Here is a 17,177-nt window from a genome sequence, read left to right as displayed (position 1 = left end):
GCGCTCGTTGTTCATTGTTTCATGCCTCTTGACAGATCCATCCTCTCTGCGATGTCATCCTAGCGTCTGCAGGTGCCTTGGGCTCCGTGCCGATTTGCATCGCGTCTGTCGAATCGGCGTGTGGCCCGTTCATCCTTCATCGATTTCGCCCCCGTTCCCGTCACCTGCCGCGTCGGGCAATGATCTCGCGGCGAGCGTGACGGTCACGCACGGGTGCGGCGCACGATCGACGAGCCACGGACGAGGAGAATCTCATGGGGCGGATTGGACGATGGAGTACGACGGTCCTCGGGCTTGCGCTGACGACGGCGGCATGCGGGTCGGGCCAGCCCCTCGACGCGGGCGAGCAGGTCACGCCCATCCGGCGAGCTCCGGCTCCGGACAACGAATTCACGCCCCTGGAGCTCGAGGCGACGGCCGACCGCCTCGTCTCCGAGATCAACGCGAGCGCGATCCGGCCGATGCAGATGGCGGTCGTGCTGAAGAACGCCAACGGCTTCTGGAAGCCGGTCGTCACGGCGGCGAACCGAGCCATGGCGGAGCTCGGGGTCTCGGGGAGCGTGATCGGGCCCGTCGCGCCGTGGGAGGATGGCCCTGAATCGGAGGTGCTCCAGGACCAGCAGATCGAGCAGATGGTGGAGGACGGAGCGGAAGGGCTCGGCCTCGCGCCCTTCAACGACCTCCAGACCGCCGCCATCGACGAGGCCGTCATGAACGGGGCCCACGTCGTGACGCTCGACACCGACGTGGCGGCCTCGAAGCGCTCTATCTACGTCGGGACCCTCAACCGGTCTGCCGGAGCCACCGCAGGGAAGACCCTGCTCATGATGCTGCCCCCGCCCCCGGGGACGGTGATCATCCACGGCAGCACCAACGCGGACGGGAGCAGCGGCCTGGAGCGAACGCAGGGTGCCCAGGAAGTGTTCGCGAAAGCCGGCTACGTGGTCCTGGTGGGTCAATCCACCTGGACCTCCGACGGCGAGACCGAGGACGTCGAATGGATGACGACCCAGATCGGGACGGCGGACCCGCCCGTCGTGGGGATGATCGGCCTGTTCAACATCTCGTATCGATGCGCGATGGCCGCAGAAGCCGCGGGCGCGCCGGAGCTCCCCATCGTCACCTTCGACTTCGATCCGAGGACGGTCGACTACATGCGCCAGGGGCGCATCAAGGCCACGCACATCCAGCGGCAGTACTACCAGGGCTATCTGGTGCCCTACATCCTCTACGGCATCAAGAACATCGGCCTCGACGCGACCAAGAAGATCCTCGCCCCGCAGCTGGTCGACGACAGCCGGGTCAACACCGGCGTCGATGTGGTCCCGGCGGACAAGATTGACGCCTACAACGACTTCCTCGGCTCGATCGACGCGAACCAGTAGCGGCGCCGCGGCCCGAGCGCCACGGCGTCCGAGCTCGTCCGTGGGCTCATGAGGAATCGACAGCAGAGCCAGAGAAGGCATCGGCCAGCGCGCGCCCGTGGGCAATGGGTCGACAAACAGGCGCACTGCGCCTACATCGACAGCCATCGTAGGCAACAGAATCCTGTTGCAAACTTGAAATGAGCTGCGTACCGTCTCGGACTGAAGGGCATCGCCGCGCACCTGTCCGCGCTCCCCCGGGGAGCTTCCGACGGCGTCCGGCCGTGCCTCTTTCTTCGTGGGGGCGCGGATGACGTACGCTCTTGGATTCGACCGTTCCTTGCATCGGGTGCGAGCTGCCGCGCCGAGCCCCTGATGCTGGGCGCCGGCGCCGTCTCCCCGCCTTCGACGCCCGACCGACAGCGCGCCGGGCGCGCCGGCTTTCCCCTCGGTATCGGCGCCAAGCTCGCTGCGGCGACGGTGGCAGTCCTCACCAGTGTCACCGTGCTGGTCGCCAATCACGTGATCCAGAAGACACGGGATGATCTCGTGTCGGCGAAGGCGAACGCCGCCTCGATGATGGCGGATCTGCTCTCGGGGACCCTGACCGCACCGCTCGATTTCGGCGATCACGACACGGCGCAGGGCGACCTCGGACAGCTCCGGTCGAACCGCGCGCTGATCGGCGCCGTCGCGTGGGGCAGCGACGCCGCCGAGCCCGTCGCCAGGGTCGGAAAGATCCCAGAGGGCCTGTCGGCGTTCACCACGCGCGGCGCCGAGAACCAGGTCCTCGAGCACGAGATACGCGTCGCCCGCCCGGTCGTGCGCGACGACGGGCGGCGCCTCGGGACGCTCGTCCTCGTCTTCTCCCTCGCTCCCGAGAACGCCGCGTTCGCCGCGGCGCGCCGCAATATCCTCGAATACGCGGGGCTCGTCGGCGCGATGACCGCCTTCCTGCTCCTCGGGTTCGCCCGGTGGCAGATCGTGCGCCCGCTCTCGCGGCTCGTCGACGCGGCGCGGCGCCTCGGCGAGGGGGACCGCACCGTCCGCGTGGACGTCCGCACGAACGACGAGCTCGGCCAGCTCGCCGATGTCTTCAACGCGATGAGCTCCGCCATCCTCGAGCGCGAGGGCAAGCTGGAGATGGCCACGAAGAGCCTCCGCGAGCTCTTCGACAATATGCGCGAGGCCATCGTGGCCTTCGGCCCCGACGGCCGGCTGGGCAGCGAGGCATCGAAGCAGGCCAGTCAGCTCTTCGGCGAGCGCGCCGAGGCAGGCCGCCACGTCGCGGAGCTCCTCTACGGCGGCGGGCCGCTCTGCGTCGAGAGCCAGGCGCTCCGGCAATGGGTCGACGTGGCGTTCGACGCGGAGCTCGACCTCTTCCCGGAGGTCGCCGAGCTCGCCCCGCGCTCGCTCTGGTTCGAGCGCGCGCCGGGCGACCGCAGGTTCCTGCGGATCGAGTTCTGCCCCGTCGTCTCCGGCCAGAAGATCGCGCGCATCATGCTGCTCGCGACCGACGAGACAGAGCTCCGGCGCCTCGAGGAGAGCGTCAAGACCAAGGACGAGGAGCACGCGCGCCAGATCGCGGCCATGCGCCGCCTCGTCGCCGGCGGCGGCCAGGTCTTCGTCCGCTTCGTCGAGATCTCGCGCGAGCGCGTGGCCCGGTGCAGCGAGCTCCTCGAGGCCGGCGGGCGGCTCCACCCCGCGGACCTCGACGAGCTCCTGCAGCAGCTGCACACCATGAAGGGCGAGGCCCGCTCGTTCGACCTCGAGCGCCTCGCGGACGAGATCATGACGCTCGAGGACGAGCTCGCCTCGGTCCAGGCGCGCGCGCGCTCGGAGGACGAGCCCTCCGGAGGCGGGTACGTGGCGTCGTTTCGCGCGCGGCTCGAGCGCGTGGCGGAGGAGCTCGCGCGCGCGCAGGAGACGTTCGTCGACGCGTCGCCCGTGGGCCGCGTGATCCTCGACCAGATCACGGTCCGCCGCACCGACGTGAGCCGGCTCGGCGAGCTCCTCGGCGGGCGGGGGGGCGAGGCCGCCGAGATCGTCCGCCGCCTCGCGGCCCGGCCGTTCGGCGAGGTGCTCGCGCCGCTCGTCGAGCGCGTCCCCCGCTGGGCCGAGAAGGAGGGCAAGCGCGCCCTCCTCGAGATCGACGGCCGCGAGGTCCCCGTCCCCGCCGATCTCGCCGGCCTGCTCCCGGGCGTGCTCATCCACCTCGTGCGGAACGCGATCGCCCACGGCATCGAGCCCCCCGAGGCGCGCGTCCGGTTGGGCAAGCCCGAGCTCGGCGTGATCCGCGCCGTCTGCATCGAGGATCGGCCGCTGCCCACGATCGTCGTCGAGGACGACGGCCGGGGCGTCGACCTCGAGGCCCTCGCCGCGAGCGCCGGCGTCGATCCGACGGATCTGCGCCGCGCGCGCGAGCTCCTGTTCGCCCCCGGGGTGAGCACGAAGGGCGACGTGAGCGACCTGGCCGGCCGCGGCGTCGGCCTCTCGGCGGTCCGCGCCGACCTCCTCTCGGTCGGCTGGCTCATCGAGGTGGACGCGTCGCGCCGGACCGGGACGGCGTTCGTGATCCGGCCCGGCAGCCAGGCTGTTCCTCTCAGCAACGGAGATTGAACCGATGTCACACGGCGGACGCATCCTGGTCATCGACGACAGCGAGATCGTGCTGATGCGGATCCGCGTCGAGCTGTCGAGCGCCGGCTACGACGTCGTCACGACGACGCAGCTCGTCGGCGCCGCGCGCCACCTGCTCGGCTGCGATCTGGTCATCATCGACTTCTTCATGCCGGGCCTCGACGGCGGCGCCGTCCTGCGCTCGCTCAAGGCGGCGATTCCCGAGGGCGAGCGGCCGCCGCTCTTCTATCTCTACACCACCGACGCGAAGGCCGGGGCCCGGTACGCGGAGCTCGGCTTCGACGGCGTCTTCGGCAGGAAGGGCGATCTCCTCGCCCTCACCCCGCAGGTGCAAGCGGCGCTCCGCATACGCAAGCTCTCCGGCCTGTCCCGCGCCAGGGAGCGCAGGACGTGACGCTCTGCCGGCGCGCCTTCGTGCTCGGCCTCTTCGTCGCGGCCGCCCTCGTGCCGTGCCACGCCCTGGCCGAGCCAGCGACGGCGCCCTTCGCCGTGCAGGCGGAGATCGTCACGCGCATCCTGCCGTACGACCGGGGCTTCGCGGAGCGGGTGAAGGCGCAGGTCTCCTTCCTGCTGCTCACGAGGGCGGGCGACGCGGACTCGGCGAGTGCCGCGCACCAGATGAGGAGGGCGCTGCAGGACATCGGCAAGGTGCGGGACAGGCCGATCCGCGTGGACGGCATCGAGTACTCGAGCGCGCCCGAGCTCGCCGCGGCGTGCCGCGCGCGCGACGTCCACGTCGTGTACATCTCGTCCGGGCTCGCGAAGGACGTCGCCGCGATACGCGGCGCGCTCGCCGACACCGGCGTCCTGAGCTTCGCGGCCGTCGAGCCCTACGTCGCGCAGGGCGCCGTGCTCGGCGTCGACGTCGCGAACGGCAAGCCGCGCATGAGCATCAACCTCGCGCAGGCCCGGGCCCAGCGCATCGATTTCCCGGCATCCATCCTCAAACTGGCAAGGATTTACTGACGTGAGCTCGACCCGTCTGGCACTGCTCTGCGCCGCGTCGCTCGCGTGGTCGACCACCGCCTCGCGCGGAGCGCGGGCCGAGGACGTCAGCTCCCTCCTCGAGATCCTCGAGGAGAACGTCGTGTCCGGCGCCTCCCGCTCCGCGGAGCGCGCGAGCGACGCGCCCGCCATGTCGTCGGTGATCACCGGCGCGCAGCTCAAGCTCTTCGGGATCCAGCGCCTCGCCGAGGCGCTCAACTTCCTCGCCAGCGGCGTCTTCGCGCACTACCGCATGTCCACCCCGGAGGTCGGCGCGCGCGGGGTCGCGCTGACCCGGGACGCGAACAGCCACGTGCTGCTCGTGCTCGACGGCATGGTGTTGAACGAGCAGGGCGGCGGCTCGGTCTTCCTGCACGACATCCCGATCGAGGTCGTCGACCACATCGAGGTCATCCTGGGCCCTGGCTCCGTGCTCTACGGCGCGCAGGCCATGCTCGGGGTCATCAACGTCGTCACGAAGAAGGCGACCGACCACCAGGGCCTCCACGCCTCGCTGATGCTCGGGGCGTCGCCGCCGCTCGACGAGTCGGGGAGCATCAGGGCCCCGGCCGTCGAGAGCCCCGGGGGCGAGAACACGGTGGCGCTGAGCTTCGGGCGCGGCTTCACGCTGCTCGGGCAGCCCGCGGGCATCGTGGCGGCGCTCGACATGCACCACTTCAAGGGGCCGCACATCCGCTTTCCGAAGCAGCGGATCCCGGACGGGCCCGACGGTGCGCCCTCCGTGGATCTCGGCTCGCACGCCGAGCCCGGCGCCTGGGGCGGACCGGTGGAGGAGCAGTGGTTTCGCCGCAAGACGGGCGCGTACCTGCGCCTCGACGTCGGCGATCTGAGCGCCGCCGCGCAGGTGACGCGCTCGGTGTGGGCGGCGCCCTTCATGGATCTCTACGAGAACCGCGTGGGCGTCTATGACGACGCGCACAACGACAACACGCAGTCGCTCGTCCTGGGCAGCGTGCGCTACCGCGCCCGCCTGAGCGAGCGGATCGAGGGCGTGGCGCGCGGGTACTTCGGGTACAGCCGGCTCCTGCGCTCGCGCTACGTCGTGGGCCACGACGCGCTCGTGCCGCACGTGCCGCTCGGCGTGATCGATCCCGAGCAGTGCCCGCGCGGGCCGTCCGGGCCCTGCCGGAAGGAGTCGCTGTTCCTCTCCCGCTGGGTCGGGCTGGAGCTCCAGGCGGTGGTCGACTGGGCGGGCGACGGCGCCTTCTCGACCCTGGCGGGCGTCGACGGGCGCCTCCGCACGGCCGCGTACGAGGCCGTCGCGTTCGACGATCTCACGGGGAAGAGCTACGGCTCCGACCCCGCGCGCACGCGCTGGCACGGCGGCGGACACCGCCTCGAGGACGAGGGCGCGCTCGGGGCTTACGTGCAGCAGACGCTCCGCCCCTTCCGGTCCATCTCGCTCAACGCCGGGATCCGGGTCGATCTCGACTCGCGTATCCCGCTCGAGTACGTGGCGAACGCGATCTCGCCGCGCGCCGCGCTGATCGCCGAGCCGGACGAGCGCATCTCGCTCAAGCTCATCTACTCGAGCGCGTTCCGCGCGCCCAGCTTCGTCGAGCTCTACACCGTGAGCGGCAGGCTCCTGCCGAACCCGGACGGCCTCAAGCCGGAGAAGGTCTCGTCGCTGGAGGCGGTGTCGTCGTTCCGGACCGGCGCGTACTCCATCACGGCCGGCGGCTTCGCCTCGGCCTGGCGGGACGTCATCGAGCTCCAGATCGTGAAGGCCCAGGCGCCGAGCGTCTCGAGCTACAACAATGTACCGGGCATCCGGAACTACGGCACGAACCTGGGATTCGAGACGAGCTTCCTCGATCGGAGGCTGCGCCTCGGCCTGAACACGACGTTCGCCGTGACGCGACGTCGCATGTCGGGTCCGCAGATCGCCCGGAATGCGCGGTTCGGCACCGGCGACGAGGTCCCCATCACCGTCGCGCCGCAGGTGTACGGCAACGCGCACGTCTCGTACGAGATCGGCGCCGGCGCCATGTCCCTGGCGGCCGCGTACATGGGCCGTCGGATCGCCGATCAGGCGTACTATGGCGGCGACCCGTCGAACATCGCCCCTCGCCCGGAGGTGCCGCCGCAGCTCGAGCTCCGCGCGGCGCTGACGGGCGCGTTGCCTGGGGTGAAGGGCGCCGGGTACACGCTCGGCGGGCAGTACGCGTTCTCGGCCCACGAGCCCTACGTCGTCGGGCCCAACCAGGGGCAGCCGCGCTACCTTGTGGAGCGCGGCCCCACCGCGGATTTCGCGCTGACCAACCGGCTCACGCTCTTCGCGGGGATCGAGCTCCACCTCGACGACGGTGGCTCCGCGCCAGGGCAGAACCCGGCCGCGGCGGCCGGCCCCTCCTCCCGCGCGACGGCCTCGCGCGCACCCCTGGGAGCTTTGCCGTGAAGACAACGACGCTCCTTCCCTCGCTCCTCGTCAGCTTGTCGGCGGCCACAGGCGTCATGGCATGGGGCTGCATCGAGGTCGGCCACCCCGTCGAGGTGGGCTGCGTCGAGTACCACACCCCGAACTGCATCGACACGGGCGTCTCCTCGAGCTCCGCCCAGGCGAGCGGGACCACCTCGACCGGCGGCGCCGGGGGGGGCGGCGGCGCGGATGGGGGCGGCGCCGGCGGAGATGACGGCCGTGGCGGCGCCGGCGGAGACGGCGGAGCCGGCGGGACAGGCGGTGAGGCCAGCGCCGGCGGGACAGGCGGCGCCGGCGGGACAGGCGGTGAGGGCGGCACCGGCGGGACAGGTGGTGACGGCGACCGAGCGTCGAGGTCCACGAACAGGGTGCCTCGATAACACCTCTTCTCCCCTCGACCGGCGAGCGGGCGACGTCGGCGCCAGCACTAGGACAGCACAAAAGGCGTTGACAGCCAATTTCATCTCATCTAGTCGTAATATCGAATCTTGACTGCTCTCTCGTATTCTGATCGTGGAGGGGGACTATGCGCTATCGGAGCTTCTCTGGGGGTATTCTCTTGGCGACCAGCGTGCTTGCCTGCAGCGAGGGCGAGAGCGCGACGGGAGAGCCGATAACCATCGCCTACATCACACACAACAAGTGCAATCGGTTCCACGATCTCGGCCGCGAGGGCGCCAGACAGGCGAGCACGGAGCTCATGGCCACGAGCGCGCGGCCGGTCGAGGTGACGGTCATCGATCCCGAGTGCCCGGAGCTCAACGCGGAGGGCGAGCCGACCGTTCCCGGGGACTCCTGCTACTTTTCCCGGCCGCAGATGGCGGTGCTGCAGGAGGTCATCAACAGGAAGGTGGACGCGATCTCCATCGATGTCTTCGATGGGGTCTGCGAGAACGACCTCATCAACCAGGCGGTGGACGCCGGCATCAAGGTCGTCACGTACGGCGGCGACGCCCCGGCCAGCAAGCGCCACACCTACTACGGCATGGACAACAAGGCAGCCGCCGCCTTCCTCATGGATGCGCTCGCGACCCTCAACGGGAAGACCGGCAAGATCGCCTTCCAGACGATGATGGACGAGAACGCCGACGGAGGCTACACCCCCACCGCCGCGGGGACCTTCGTCGACCGGACCGCCGGGTTCTCCGAGGCGCTGGCGAGGTACCCGGACATGACGAACGCCGCGACCCTCCCCTGCGTCTGCTGCGACTACGAGGACCCTTTCTGCACGCAGCAGGCGGAGAAGGCGCTGGAGGAGGACCCGGAGATCACGGGCTTCTTCCTCTCCTACAGCAAGCTCCTCGGCGAGCCGAGCCTCGAGGACAACGCGCCGCTGCTCACCGCGAAGGCGAAGGAGAGGAAGATTCACTCGGTGGCGTTCGATACGCTGCCGGAGTATCTGGGGCGCATGCGCGACGGATACGTGGACGTGCTCCTCGGCCAGAAGCTGTTCGGCTGGGGCTACGACACCGTGATGCTGGCGTACGATCTGGTCACCACCGACCGGCAAGTGACCCCTTTTACCGATGCTGGCTGGTACGTTGTCTGTCCGAACAACCTGGAGGAGTTCGAGCGCAACACCCAGGCGATGGACTACCGGACGCCCCTGTCACACTGCAGCCTGCTCCCCTGAGCCCGGGGGGGCTCTTCACGGCAGGCGACGTAGCGTGACGCGCGTCGCGATCGCTGCCCGCGCGGAGCAGGCTGGCGCGCCGCGCCAGGCGTCCTCGACAAGGATGCGCGGCGCCATCGTCGATTCCGTCGCGCGCGCGCCGCGGCCAGTGGCTATCATGCATCGAGCTCGGGCCCGCGGGTTTGCCGCCGCCCGGCCTGGTCAGGAGCCGTCATGAACAAGGGCGTGCCGGGATGAAGGAGACGATGGCCAAGGAGCCGCACGGGGCGAGCGACGGGCGCGCCCAGCGGATGCTCGACGCGGCGCCGGCGATCCTGTGCGTCGTCGACATGACCGAGAGGCGGCTCACCGCGCACAACGCCGCCCTCGCCCGCGCGCTCGGTTGCACCGACGAGGAGCTCGCGATGCGCGGCGTCGAGGCGCTCGCGGCCCGGATTCATCCGGACGACCTCGCCGGGCTCGCCGCGCGCGCCGAGCAGCTGAAGGCGGCGCGAGACGGCGAGGTCGTCGAGGCCGAGCTGCGGGCGCACGGCCGCGGAGAGGGCGAGCGGCTCTTCGCCGTCCGCGCCGAGGTCTTCGCGCGGGGCGCGGACGGCGCCGCGCGCGAGATCTTCCTGTCGGCCGAGGACGTGACCGAGCGGCGGCGCCGCGAGCAGCGCCTCCACCGGAGCGAGGCGCTGCTCGCGACGTTCTGCAACCATGCGCCGGTCCTCCTGTATGCGAAGGACCGGGACGGCGCCTTTCTCCTGGTGAGCCGCTCGCTGGAGGAGATCGTCGGGGCGGCCCCGGGCAGCATGCTCGGGAAGACCGACAAGGACTTCTTTCCACCGGAAGTCGCGGCGATTTACAACGACGTCGACGAGCTCGTGCGCAAGAACGGCGCCCCGTTCGAGGCCGAGGACCCCGTCCCCCACGCCGAGGGCGAGAGGACGTTTTATACCATCAAGTTCCCGGTCTGGGGCGAGGGCATCCGGGAGGGCGCGGTGGCCGGTGTCTCCGTCGACATCACGCCCGTCAAGGCGGCGGAGCGCGAGCGGGAGGCGGCGCGGGACGAGCTCATCGCGGCGCAGCAGGACACGATACGGGAGCTCGTCACGCCGCTCCTGCCGATCGCCGAGGGCGTCCTCGTCATGCCGCTCATCGGCTTCTTCGACAGCGCGCGGGCGAGCGGGATCATCGAGACGCTGCTCCAGGGCGTCGAGAGACACTCGGCCCGCATCGCGATCATCGATATCACCGGCGTCAAGGCGGTCGACGTGTCGGTCGCCGAGATGCTGGTGCAGGCCGCGCGCGCGGCCGGGTTGCTCGGCGCCAACGTCGTGCTCACCGGCATCCAGCCCGCGATCGCGCGGACGCTGATCGAGCTCGACATCGACCTCCGGGGCCTGGTCACGGAGGGGACCTTGCAAGGCGGCATCGCGTATGCGCTGAAGCACCGATGACGGCAGTCCGCCTCCAAGAGCGGCATCATCCCCCGCGGACGAGCGCGGGCAGCGGCAGCGCGGGGCCCACCCCCCGCGTACGCGCCGGGGGAGCGTTCGTACAAGCTTGGATATAAGGATGGGATGCGCCCTGTGTGGTAGCCTCGGCGCATGACCAGCGCGAGCGCGACGCTGCCAGTCCCGGTCGCGGCGCCGCGCCGAGAGGGCTTTCGGGCCCGCCTCATCGAGTTCCTGCTCGTGGGGGGCGCGACGCTCGCGCTCTTTCCGCTCGCGTGGCTGCTCCGCAGGGCCGTCGGGCTCGACGCGTCGGAGCTCGCGCTCGGCTTCCTGACGTTCCACGCCGCGACCGTGATCAACGATCCTCACTTCGCGGTCACGTACCTCCTGTTCTACAAGGACGCGCGGCGCCGCGCGTTCGGCGGCGCGCTCCCCCCGGCGCAGCGGGCCCGCTACATCGTCGCCGGGCTCCTCGTCCCGCTCGCGCTGCTCGCGTGGGCGACCTGCGCGCTCGCGACCGGCTCCGCGCGGACGATGGGCTTCATGATCCAGCTCATGTTTCTCCTGGTGGGCTGGCACTACGTGAAGCAGGGGTTCGGCGTCCTGACGGTGCTGTCGGCGCGGCGCGGGTTCCGGTTCAGCCCGCTGGAGCGCAAGGTGGTCCTCTCGCACTGCTTCGCGGCCTGGGCCTATGCGTGGGCGAGCCCGGCCGATCCGGGCAGGGAGCTCGAGGAGAAGGGCGTGATCTACACGTCGCTCGCGCACCCGCCGGCCCTCGAGCCCGTCACCCGCGCGGCGTTCGCGCTGAGCGTGCTCGCGCTGCTCTGGGTGCTCGCGCGAAGGTGGCGAGCGGAGAGGCGGCTACCGCCGCTCGGGCCGCTCTCGGGGTTCCTCATCACGGTGTGGCTCTGGACCGTGTACTCGAGCCTCGACCGGCTCATGATGTACGTGATCCCGGCGCTGCACTCCATCCAGTATCTGTACTTCGTCTGGCTCCTGAAGCGGAACGAGGCGCGCGACGCCGAGGGCCCGCCGCTGTTCGGGAGGCCGACCGGCCTGCGCCTCGGCCTCCTGGCCGCGTCCGCCGTCGGCCTCGGATGGGTCGTGTTCCGCGGCGCGCCCGCGCTCCTCGATGGCGCGCTGGTGCTGGGCACGAGCGACGATGAGACGATGGCCGGCCTGGGCCCGACGCCGTACTTCGCGGCCGCCTACGTGTTCGTGAACATTCACCACTACTTCATGGATAACGTGATCTGGCGCCGGGAGAACCCCGACACACGGTATCTGCTGCGCCAGGACGCTCAGGGCAGCGCGAGCGGCTGAACGGGGAGCTCGCGCTCCCTGGCCCGCTTCACCCCCTTCGCTTCAGGACCGCCCCCGCCGCGCGCGCGGCGAGCCAGACGGCGGACGCTGCTGCGCCGAGCGCGCTCGTCGCGACCACGGAAGCGCGGACCAGCGCAGGGGCGACCTTCTCCGGCCGGTAATCGGGCAGGTACGGGCGGACGGCGCGCGGCAGCACCCACGCCTCGCTCCCCGGGCCCTCGCCGCTGATCGCGCGCATCGCGCGGGCGAGGCGGGCGCGGGGCTGCGTGCGGCTCTGCACCCACGGGATGAACCGGGCGAGCGGCATGTTGCCAGGCGCCTGCCGCTCCATCCAGGCGAGCGCGCGCCGCAGCTCGGCCGCCGTCGCGGGGGCGCCGCCGTCGCCCTCGAAGCGGTGCCACTCGCCATGGCCGGGCAGGAGCCACGCGAAGCCGAGGTGGCCCGCCTCCGCCAGGGCGGCCAGGCGGCGCACGGAGCGGCTCTGGCGCTCCCAGTCGTCCCAGCACTGGAGCCGGAACGCCACGATCTGGCCGAGGCGGCGCGAATAAGCGAGGTGGTCGCCGGTGAACAGGAAGCGGCCGCGGTACAGCAGGCACATCGATCCCGCGGTGTGGCCGGGCTGGGAGAGCACGGCGAGCTCGGCGCCGGCGAGCTCGGCGTCGGCGAGCGGCGCGCCCTCGAGGGTCATGGGCTCGGGGCGATCGGGGAGCTGGATCTCCACGTCGGTGGTGATCGCGCTGTACTCGCCGCCGCTCGCGCTCACGTCCGCGAAGCCGAGGATGCGGCGACAGCCGGGGAAGCGGGCCGCGAACTCGGCGTGGTGCGCGGTGTGGTCACGGTGGGTGAGGAAGATCCACCGCACGCCGCCGTGCTCCTCGAGGAAACGGAAGATGGCCTCGTTCGGCCTGGGCAGGTCGACGAGCACGTTGCCGCCGGGGCGCTCGATGAAGTAGGTCGTGGCGCCGATGTTGTCGGTCGAGGGATGACCGAGGGCCCAGACGTCCTCCTCGATGCGGCGCGGCCAGGTGCTGAAGGGGGCGCCGAGCGCGCCGGGGCGGGGGCGCACGGCGGGCGGCTTGAGGCGCAGGGCGTGGACCGGGCAGGCGGCCACCGCCGTGCGCGCCGCCTCGAGGTCGGCCTGGCTCCGCGGCTGGCGCAGGACGCCCGTGAACGACCCCTCGTCGTAGGTGCCCGCCAGCACGGCGGGGCCGCAGCGCTTCACGTCGCCGTCCATGGCTCCCCAGTGCGCGGGCGCGACCTCGCCCAGGAGCTCAGGCGCGAAGTTCCTGCAAACGCCTGCGCCGCAGCAGGCACGCGTGACGTGCAGTCGTCCCCAGTCTTCCCCGCCGCTGCCGTCCGTCAGTGCATTGTCCATGGCCGCGCAGTCTATCACGCTGCCCCCCGAGCCGGCAGTTGCGCCGTCGGCCTCACCGGCGATGGATCATCACATCGCCGCGGTCCGGGCGCCTTCACTCCGCCGCCGTACCGCCCGGTCGTCCGTGCTGTACACACCCGGCAGGCTCAGGCGAGCGGGCCGGCGATCTCATCCGTCCATACGCGGAAGCTCTTCAACGTGTTCTCGCCGAAGGTCGTGGTGATCGCCACGTCGGCGGCGTCGCGCCCGCGGGCGATCAGCACGCGCCCGATGCGAGGCACGTTGTTGCGCGCGTCGAACGTATGCCACTCGCCGCCGAGATAGGCCTCGAACCAGCCGGAGAAATCCATCGGCCCGTGGGGCGGAGGCACGCCGATGTCGCCCAGGTAGCCCGTGCAATACCGGGCCGGGATGTTCATGCAACGGCAGAGCGCGATCGCGAGGTGCGCGAAATCTCGACAGACGCCCTTTCGATCGTTGAACACCTCCCACGCCGTCTTGGTGGGGCTCGCGAACTCGTACCCGAAGGCGATGTGCCGGTGAACGAAATCACAGATGGCCTGCACGCGGCCCCAGCCGGTGGGCGCCTGGCCGAACAGGCCCCATGCCGCCTCTGACAGGCGATCCGTCTCGCAGTACCGGCTGCCCAGCAGGAACACCAGCGTCTCCTCCGGCAGCGCATCGACCGGGTGCTGCACGGCCGAGGTCACGATGCGGTCCCGAGCGCCCGTGTCGTTCACCACCGCGTCGGCGGAGACCCTCAGCTGACCCGCCGGCGCGACGATACGGCTGCACCAGTTGCCGAACGCGTCCCGGTAAGACCGGGCCGGGGTCGGCGGACTGGTGATCATATGATCGGGCCGCACCAGATCCGATACGCGCGAGTAGTGGATGCTGAGCGTCAGGATCACCGGCGTGGGTTGTGGGAATTCGTAGACCAGCTCGTAACCTACGCGGATCTGCATGCGTGCACCTCGAGGTGATTGCGCGGCTCACGTCACGAGCAGGCCCCCTGCCCTCGCGGCCCGCGCCGTGTGACGACGCCGAGAGCACCAGAAGCCCGAGCGCGACAGAGGCTTCGACGCACGCTCGAACGTTTGCTGGGCTATCCTGCACTCAGCGCGCAAGTGCGTCAAGGACGAACCGCCGCCGAGGTCGGCCCACCGTCGAACCGTCGTGAACTCCCGTGAAACAGCGGCCCCCCGCTCAGGCCGCTCCGAGGAGACGACACACGCGACGTCAGCGACGTCAGCGACGTCAGCGACGTCAGCGACGTCAGCGACGTCAATGGCGGGCAGGAGCGACGTTGCACCTGGTAGCATAGATTTGTTTCCGTTCGATGAACTCGCTTGTTGGGGGCTCGCCGCACGGACGGATCGAGCGGAATGCGGACGTTCGTGCGCGAGAAACGCGGCTCCGGACTTGTCGGCGCATGACCATCCGCTGACCGCGTTCCGGCTCGCAATCGATGTACAAGCGAACCATGGAACTCGTTGCTGTCCTGATCGCTCACTCCACACTTTCTGTCTTCTTCCAGACCTTCTTCCTGCACCGGTACGCCTCGCATCGGATGTTCACGATGTCGAAGCGCTGGGAACGGATCTTCCACGTGCTCACCTACGTCACGCAGGGCTCCTCGTATCTTGTGCCTCGGGCGTACGCGATCTTGCACCGCATGCACCACGCATACAGCGATACGCCGAAGGATCCGCACTCTCCACGCTACTACGCGGAGCCAGTCTCCATGATGCTGTCGACCGCGAAGCGCTATGACGCCATCTGCGACGGCACGGCGGAGGTGGAGCCGCGCTTTCTGGGTGGCTACCCCGAGTGGCCCACGCTCGACCGCATCGGCAACTCGTGGGTCAGCCGCCTCGCGTGGGGGACGGGCTATGCGCTCTTCTACATCGCCTTCGCCACGCAGTGGTGGCAATTCCTGTTCGTCCCGCTCCACTGGACGATGGGCCCGCTCCACGGGGCGATCGTGAACTGGTGCGGCCACCGCTACGGCTATCGCAACTTCAACAGCGATGACGACTCGCGCAACACGCTGGTCCTCGACATCGTGACGCTCGGCGAGCTCTTCCAGAACAACCACCACAAGTACTCGCAGAGCCCGAGCTTCGCCGTGCGCTGGTTCGAGATCGACCCGGCCTACCAGGTCATCCGCGTGCTCGCCTGGGTGGGCATCCTCCAGATGCCGGAGAAGCGCCAGGTCGCCCGGCTGGACACCGGGACCACGGGTGTCGAGGGATGAGCGCCCCTGCCTGAGAGACATTTCTCGTGACGCCCGAGGAGCACGGCGCGAAGGCGCGAACACCGCGCGAAAACGCTGCGAACACCGCGTGAAAACGGCGGGAAATCGGCGGGAAATCGGCACAAAAACGGCGGGAAGGCGCGAACACCGCGCGAAAACGGCGCGAACACGAGAAAAAGCGTCACACCGGCGAAATCGGCGCGCGCTTCACCGATAAGCGTGGTGCCCCGGCGCTTCTTTCTGCTATACATTTGCGCACACGCAGTGAAGTTGTCGGCGATGCCGTCTGGCCCATCGACCAGACCCGGCAGGCACGGCCGTCATGCGACGTTCGAGGCAACTTTTGCACAGCCGTGGGGGCGCACCTACGTTTCGTGCCTTCCACCTTCGGAGAACGTCGAGATGAGCCACGCGTCCACGCCCAGCATCACCGCCGCGCCGAGCAGCGCGGCGCTGGGTGACGGCCTTGCTCTGGACGCGCCATCGCGCGCCGAGCGGATGCCGACCGACCTGCGCGCGCTGGCGCTCTGCCTCGCCGGCCCCTTCGCTGGCCTCTCGAAGAGCGCGAGGTGGAGCCTGGCCCGCCGCTGCGACAGCTTCGCCGAGCTGATCGAGACCCAGGGAGCGCTCCCCGATGCCGCTGACGACGTGCGCTCGTGGCCTCGCTTTCTCCTGAGCGCGCTGTTCGCGCTCCGCTCCGCCGGGGACGCGCCGCCGCTCTCGGAGCAGGACGAGGCGTGGATGGTGGCGGAGGTCGAGGCCGACTTCGGGGAGGCGCTCGCGCTGTTCGAGGGTCGGACGGGAAGGCCGCGCTCGCCGATCCCGCCGCGCCCGCTGCTTCCGCGCTGCGAGCTCGCGTGCTGAGCGCAGAGAGGTACAGACCATGAAAGAGGGGTTGTCTCGGGTGGTGGACGGCGTGGAGCAACGGCTCTGCTGGCGCTTCCAGGTACACGGCAGGAGCGATGTCACGTACGAGCCGGCGAGCGGCCAGCGTGGCCCCTTCGATCGCGACAGGCAGCGGCACCTCAGGACGGGTGAGACGTTTCAGCGGCTCGACCGCTCGGGCTCTCCCCGGAAGTACAACGGGCTCGTCTGGCAGCCGATGAGCTCGATCGCCGGCGCGCTCCCGTGAGCGCCTGCTCCACGGGCGCTCGGCCGCAGGACCATCCCGGAGAGATACGTCACCTGGGCCGCACGCAACGGCCATCAACGGAGCTGTTCAACACCGCCATGTCCATCCCCCAGAAGCCAGTCGCCTCCACCCAGTTGCTCGCCACCGCTGCTCCGCTCAACTTCCGCGCCACGTCGCGCGACCGGAGCGGCTCGACGCTCGGCGTGCTGATCGACGCGTCCGGCGCTCAGCAGCACCTCGTGATCGACACGAGCGGCGCGGAGGGCGCCTGGATGCTGTCCAGCGCGCTGCCCACCGGCCACGCCTCCTTTCTTCTCTACGAGAGCGCCGCCAACGTGCTGCGCGGCGGAAACCTGGGCGAGGACGGGAGCATCTCCTACCAGGGAGCCCAGTACGTGATCGAGTCGTCGCTCGACGGGAACACCCGCACGGCCAAGGTGAGCGGCAGCGTCTGATCGGCTGCCGGTCGATCGCGCTCGCCCACGCTCACCCGCCGGATCGATCGACGGCCGCTCGAGCGGTGTCGTCACCCTTCTCCGGCCCCTGAGCGGCGAGCGCAGCGACGACCGTCAAGGCGGCTCGCGCGGCGC

The 17,177-nt window shown here is 70.2% G+C and carries 15 protein-coding genes; 13 read left to right on the top strand and 2 right to left on the bottom strand.

Features of this window, described 5'->3' with window-relative positions; all coding sequences use genetic code 11:
• Nucleotides 1-254 precede the first annotated feature (254 nt).
• The 9 genes from WMF36_RS04720 to WMF36_RS04680 all read left to right on the top strand — a co-directional run bounded on the left by WMF36_RS04720 (nt 255) and on the right by WMF36_RS04680 (nt 11,823).
• Nucleotides 255-1,385 carry a substrate-binding domain-containing protein gene (locus WMF36_RS04720; RefSeq protein WP_437578419.1) on the top strand — a complete coding sequence of 377 codons (1,131 nt, stop codon included), beginning with the start codon at nt 255-257 and terminating at the stop codon, nt 1,383-1,385.
• Between the two features lie 459 nt (nt 1,386-1,844).
• Nucleotides 1,845-3,983: a HAMP domain-containing protein gene (locus tag WMF36_RS04715; RefSeq protein WP_437578418.1), complete on the top strand. Its 2,139-nt coding sequence runs from the start codon at nt 1,845-1,847 to the stop codon at nt 3,981-3,983.
• 4 nt (nt 3,984-3,987) lie between these two features.
• On the top strand, nt 3,988-4,398 hold the full coding sequence (locus WMF36_RS04710; RefSeq protein ID WP_437486942.1) for a response regulator: 411 nt from the start codon (nt 3,988-3,990) through the stop codon (nt 4,396-4,398).
• Nucleotides 4,395-4,970, top strand: coding sequence for a YfiR family protein (locus tag WMF36_RS04705; protein ID WP_437486940.1), 576 nt, complete (start codon nt 4,395-4,397; stop codon nt 4,968-4,970). The genes WMF36_RS04710 and WMF36_RS04705 overlap by 4 nt, the downstream gene beginning before the upstream one ends.
• Before the next feature lies 1 nt (nt 4,971).
• On the top strand, nt 4,972-7,407 hold the full coding sequence (locus WMF36_RS04700; protein WP_437578417.1) for a TonB-dependent receptor plug domain-containing protein: 2,436 nt from the start codon (nt 4,972-4,974) through the stop codon (nt 7,405-7,407).
• The gene (locus WMF36_RS04695) at nt 7,404-7,808 is read left to right on the top strand and encodes a hypothetical protein (protein WP_437578416.1); all 405 of its coding nucleotides are present in this window, start codon (nt 7,404-7,406) and stop codon (nt 7,806-7,808) included. The genes WMF36_RS04700 and WMF36_RS04695 overlap by 4 nt, the downstream gene beginning before the upstream one ends.
• A gap of 179 nt (nt 7,809-7,987) precedes the next feature.
• Nucleotides 7,988-9,061 carry a substrate-binding domain-containing protein gene (locus WMF36_RS04690; protein WP_437578415.1) on the top strand — a complete coding sequence of 358 codons (1,074 nt, stop codon included), beginning with the start codon at nt 7,988-7,990 and terminating at the stop codon, nt 9,059-9,061.
• 233 nt (nt 9,062-9,294) lie between these two features.
• Nucleotides 9,295-10,503, top strand: coding sequence for a PAS domain-containing protein (locus WMF36_RS04685; protein WP_437578414.1), 1,209 nt, complete (start codon nt 9,295-9,297; stop codon nt 10,501-10,503).
• Between the two features lie 150 nt (nt 10,504-10,653).
• The gene (locus WMF36_RS04680) at nt 10,654-11,823 is read left to right on the top strand and encodes a hypothetical protein (RefSeq protein WP_437578413.1); all 1,170 of its coding nucleotides are present in this window, start codon (nt 10,654-10,656) and stop codon (nt 11,821-11,823) included.
• A 28-nt stretch (nt 11,824-11,851) separates the two neighbouring features.
• On the opposite strand, the gene WMF36_RS04675 is transcribed toward WMF36_RS04680, so the two are convergent.
• Both WMF36_RS04675 and WMF36_RS04670 read right to left on the bottom strand, forming a co-directional pair.
• On the bottom strand, nt 11,852-13,198 hold the full coding sequence (locus tag WMF36_RS04675; protein WP_437578412.1) for an MBL fold metallo-hydrolase: 1,347 nt from the start codon (nt 13,196-13,198) through the stop codon (nt 11,852-11,854).
• A gap of 146 nt (nt 13,199-13,344) precedes the next feature.
• A complete protein-coding gene (locus WMF36_RS04670; protein ID WP_437578411.1) occupies nt 13,345-14,163 on the bottom strand; it encodes a transglutaminase domain-containing protein in 819 nt (272 codons plus the stop codon).
• Between the two features lie 518 nt (nt 14,164-14,681).
• Between WMF36_RS04670 and WMF36_RS04665 the strand changes: the two genes are divergently transcribed.
• The 4 genes from WMF36_RS04665 (at nt 14,682) to WMF36_RS04650 (ending at nt 17,042) form a co-directional block, all read left to right on the top strand.
• Nucleotides 14,682-15,455 (top strand): acyl-CoA desaturase, encoded by a 774-nt coding sequence (locus WMF36_RS04665; RefSeq protein WP_437578410.1) that lies wholly within the window; start codon nt 14,682-14,684, stop codon nt 15,453-15,455.
• A 402-nt stretch (nt 15,456-15,857) separates the two neighbouring features.
• Nucleotides 15,858-16,319, top strand: coding sequence for a hypothetical protein (locus WMF36_RS04660; RefSeq protein ID WP_437578409.1), 462 nt, complete (start codon nt 15,858-15,860; stop codon nt 16,317-16,319).
• Between the two features lie 19 nt (nt 16,320-16,338).
• Complete coding sequence (locus WMF36_RS04655) at nt 16,339-16,587, top strand: hypothetical protein (RefSeq protein ID WP_437578408.1); 249 nt, start codon at nt 16,339-16,341, stop codon at nt 16,585-16,587.
• 98 nt (nt 16,588-16,685) lie between these two features.
• Nucleotides 16,686-17,042, top strand: coding sequence for a hypothetical protein (locus WMF36_RS04650; RefSeq protein ID WP_437578407.1), 357 nt, complete (start codon nt 16,686-16,688; stop codon nt 17,040-17,042).
• Nucleotides 17,043-17,177 lie beyond the last annotated feature (135 nt).

Origin of the sequence: Sorangium sp. So ce887 (assembly GCF_051521455.1) — a bacterium.
Lineage (GTDB): Bacteria > Myxococcota_A > Polyangia > Polyangiales > Polyangiaceae > Sorangium.
Note: the sequence above shows the minus strand (reverse complement) of the source record. Positions and strands in the feature narration are given on the sequence as shown.

Excerpts from the sequence above, each read along its gene's own strand:
- WMF36_RS04720 (WP_437578419.1), top strand. The coding sequence starts at position 255 with ATGGGGCGGATTGGACGATGGAGTACGACGGTCCTCGGGCTTGCGCTG.
- WMF36_RS04710 (WP_437486942.1), top strand. The coding sequence starts at position 3,988 with ATGTCACACGGCGGACGCATCCTGGTCATCGACGACAGCGAGATCGTG.
- WMF36_RS04685 (WP_437578414.1), top strand. The coding sequence starts at position 9,295 with ATGAAGGAGACGATGGCCAAGGAGCCGCACGGGGCGAGCGACGGGCGC.
- WMF36_RS04680 (WP_437578413.1), top strand. The coding sequence starts at position 10,654 with ATGACCAGCGCGAGCGCGACGCTGCCAGTCCCGGTCGCGGCGCCGCGC.
- WMF36_RS04675 (WP_437578412.1), bottom strand. The coding sequence starts at position 13,198 with ATGGACAATGCACTGACGGACGGCAGCGGCGGGGAAGACTGGGGACGA.
- WMF36_RS04670 (WP_437578411.1), bottom strand. The coding sequence starts at position 14,163 with ATGCAGATCCGCGTAGGTTACGAGCTGGTCTACGAATTCCCACAACCC.
- WMF36_RS04665 (WP_437578410.1), top strand. The coding sequence starts at position 14,682 with ATGGAACTCGTTGCTGTCCTGATCGCTCACTCCACACTTTCTGTCTTC.
- WMF36_RS04660 (WP_437578409.1), top strand. The coding sequence starts at position 15,858 with ATGAGCCACGCGTCCACGCCCAGCATCACCGCCGCGCCGAGCAGCGCG.
- WMF36_RS04655 (WP_437578408.1), top strand. The coding sequence starts at position 16,339 with ATGAAAGAGGGGTTGTCTCGGGTGGTGGACGGCGTGGAGCAACGGCTC.
- WMF36_RS04650 (WP_437578407.1), top strand. The coding sequence starts at position 16,686 with ATGTCCATCCCCCAGAAGCCAGTCGCCTCCACCCAGTTGCTCGCCACC.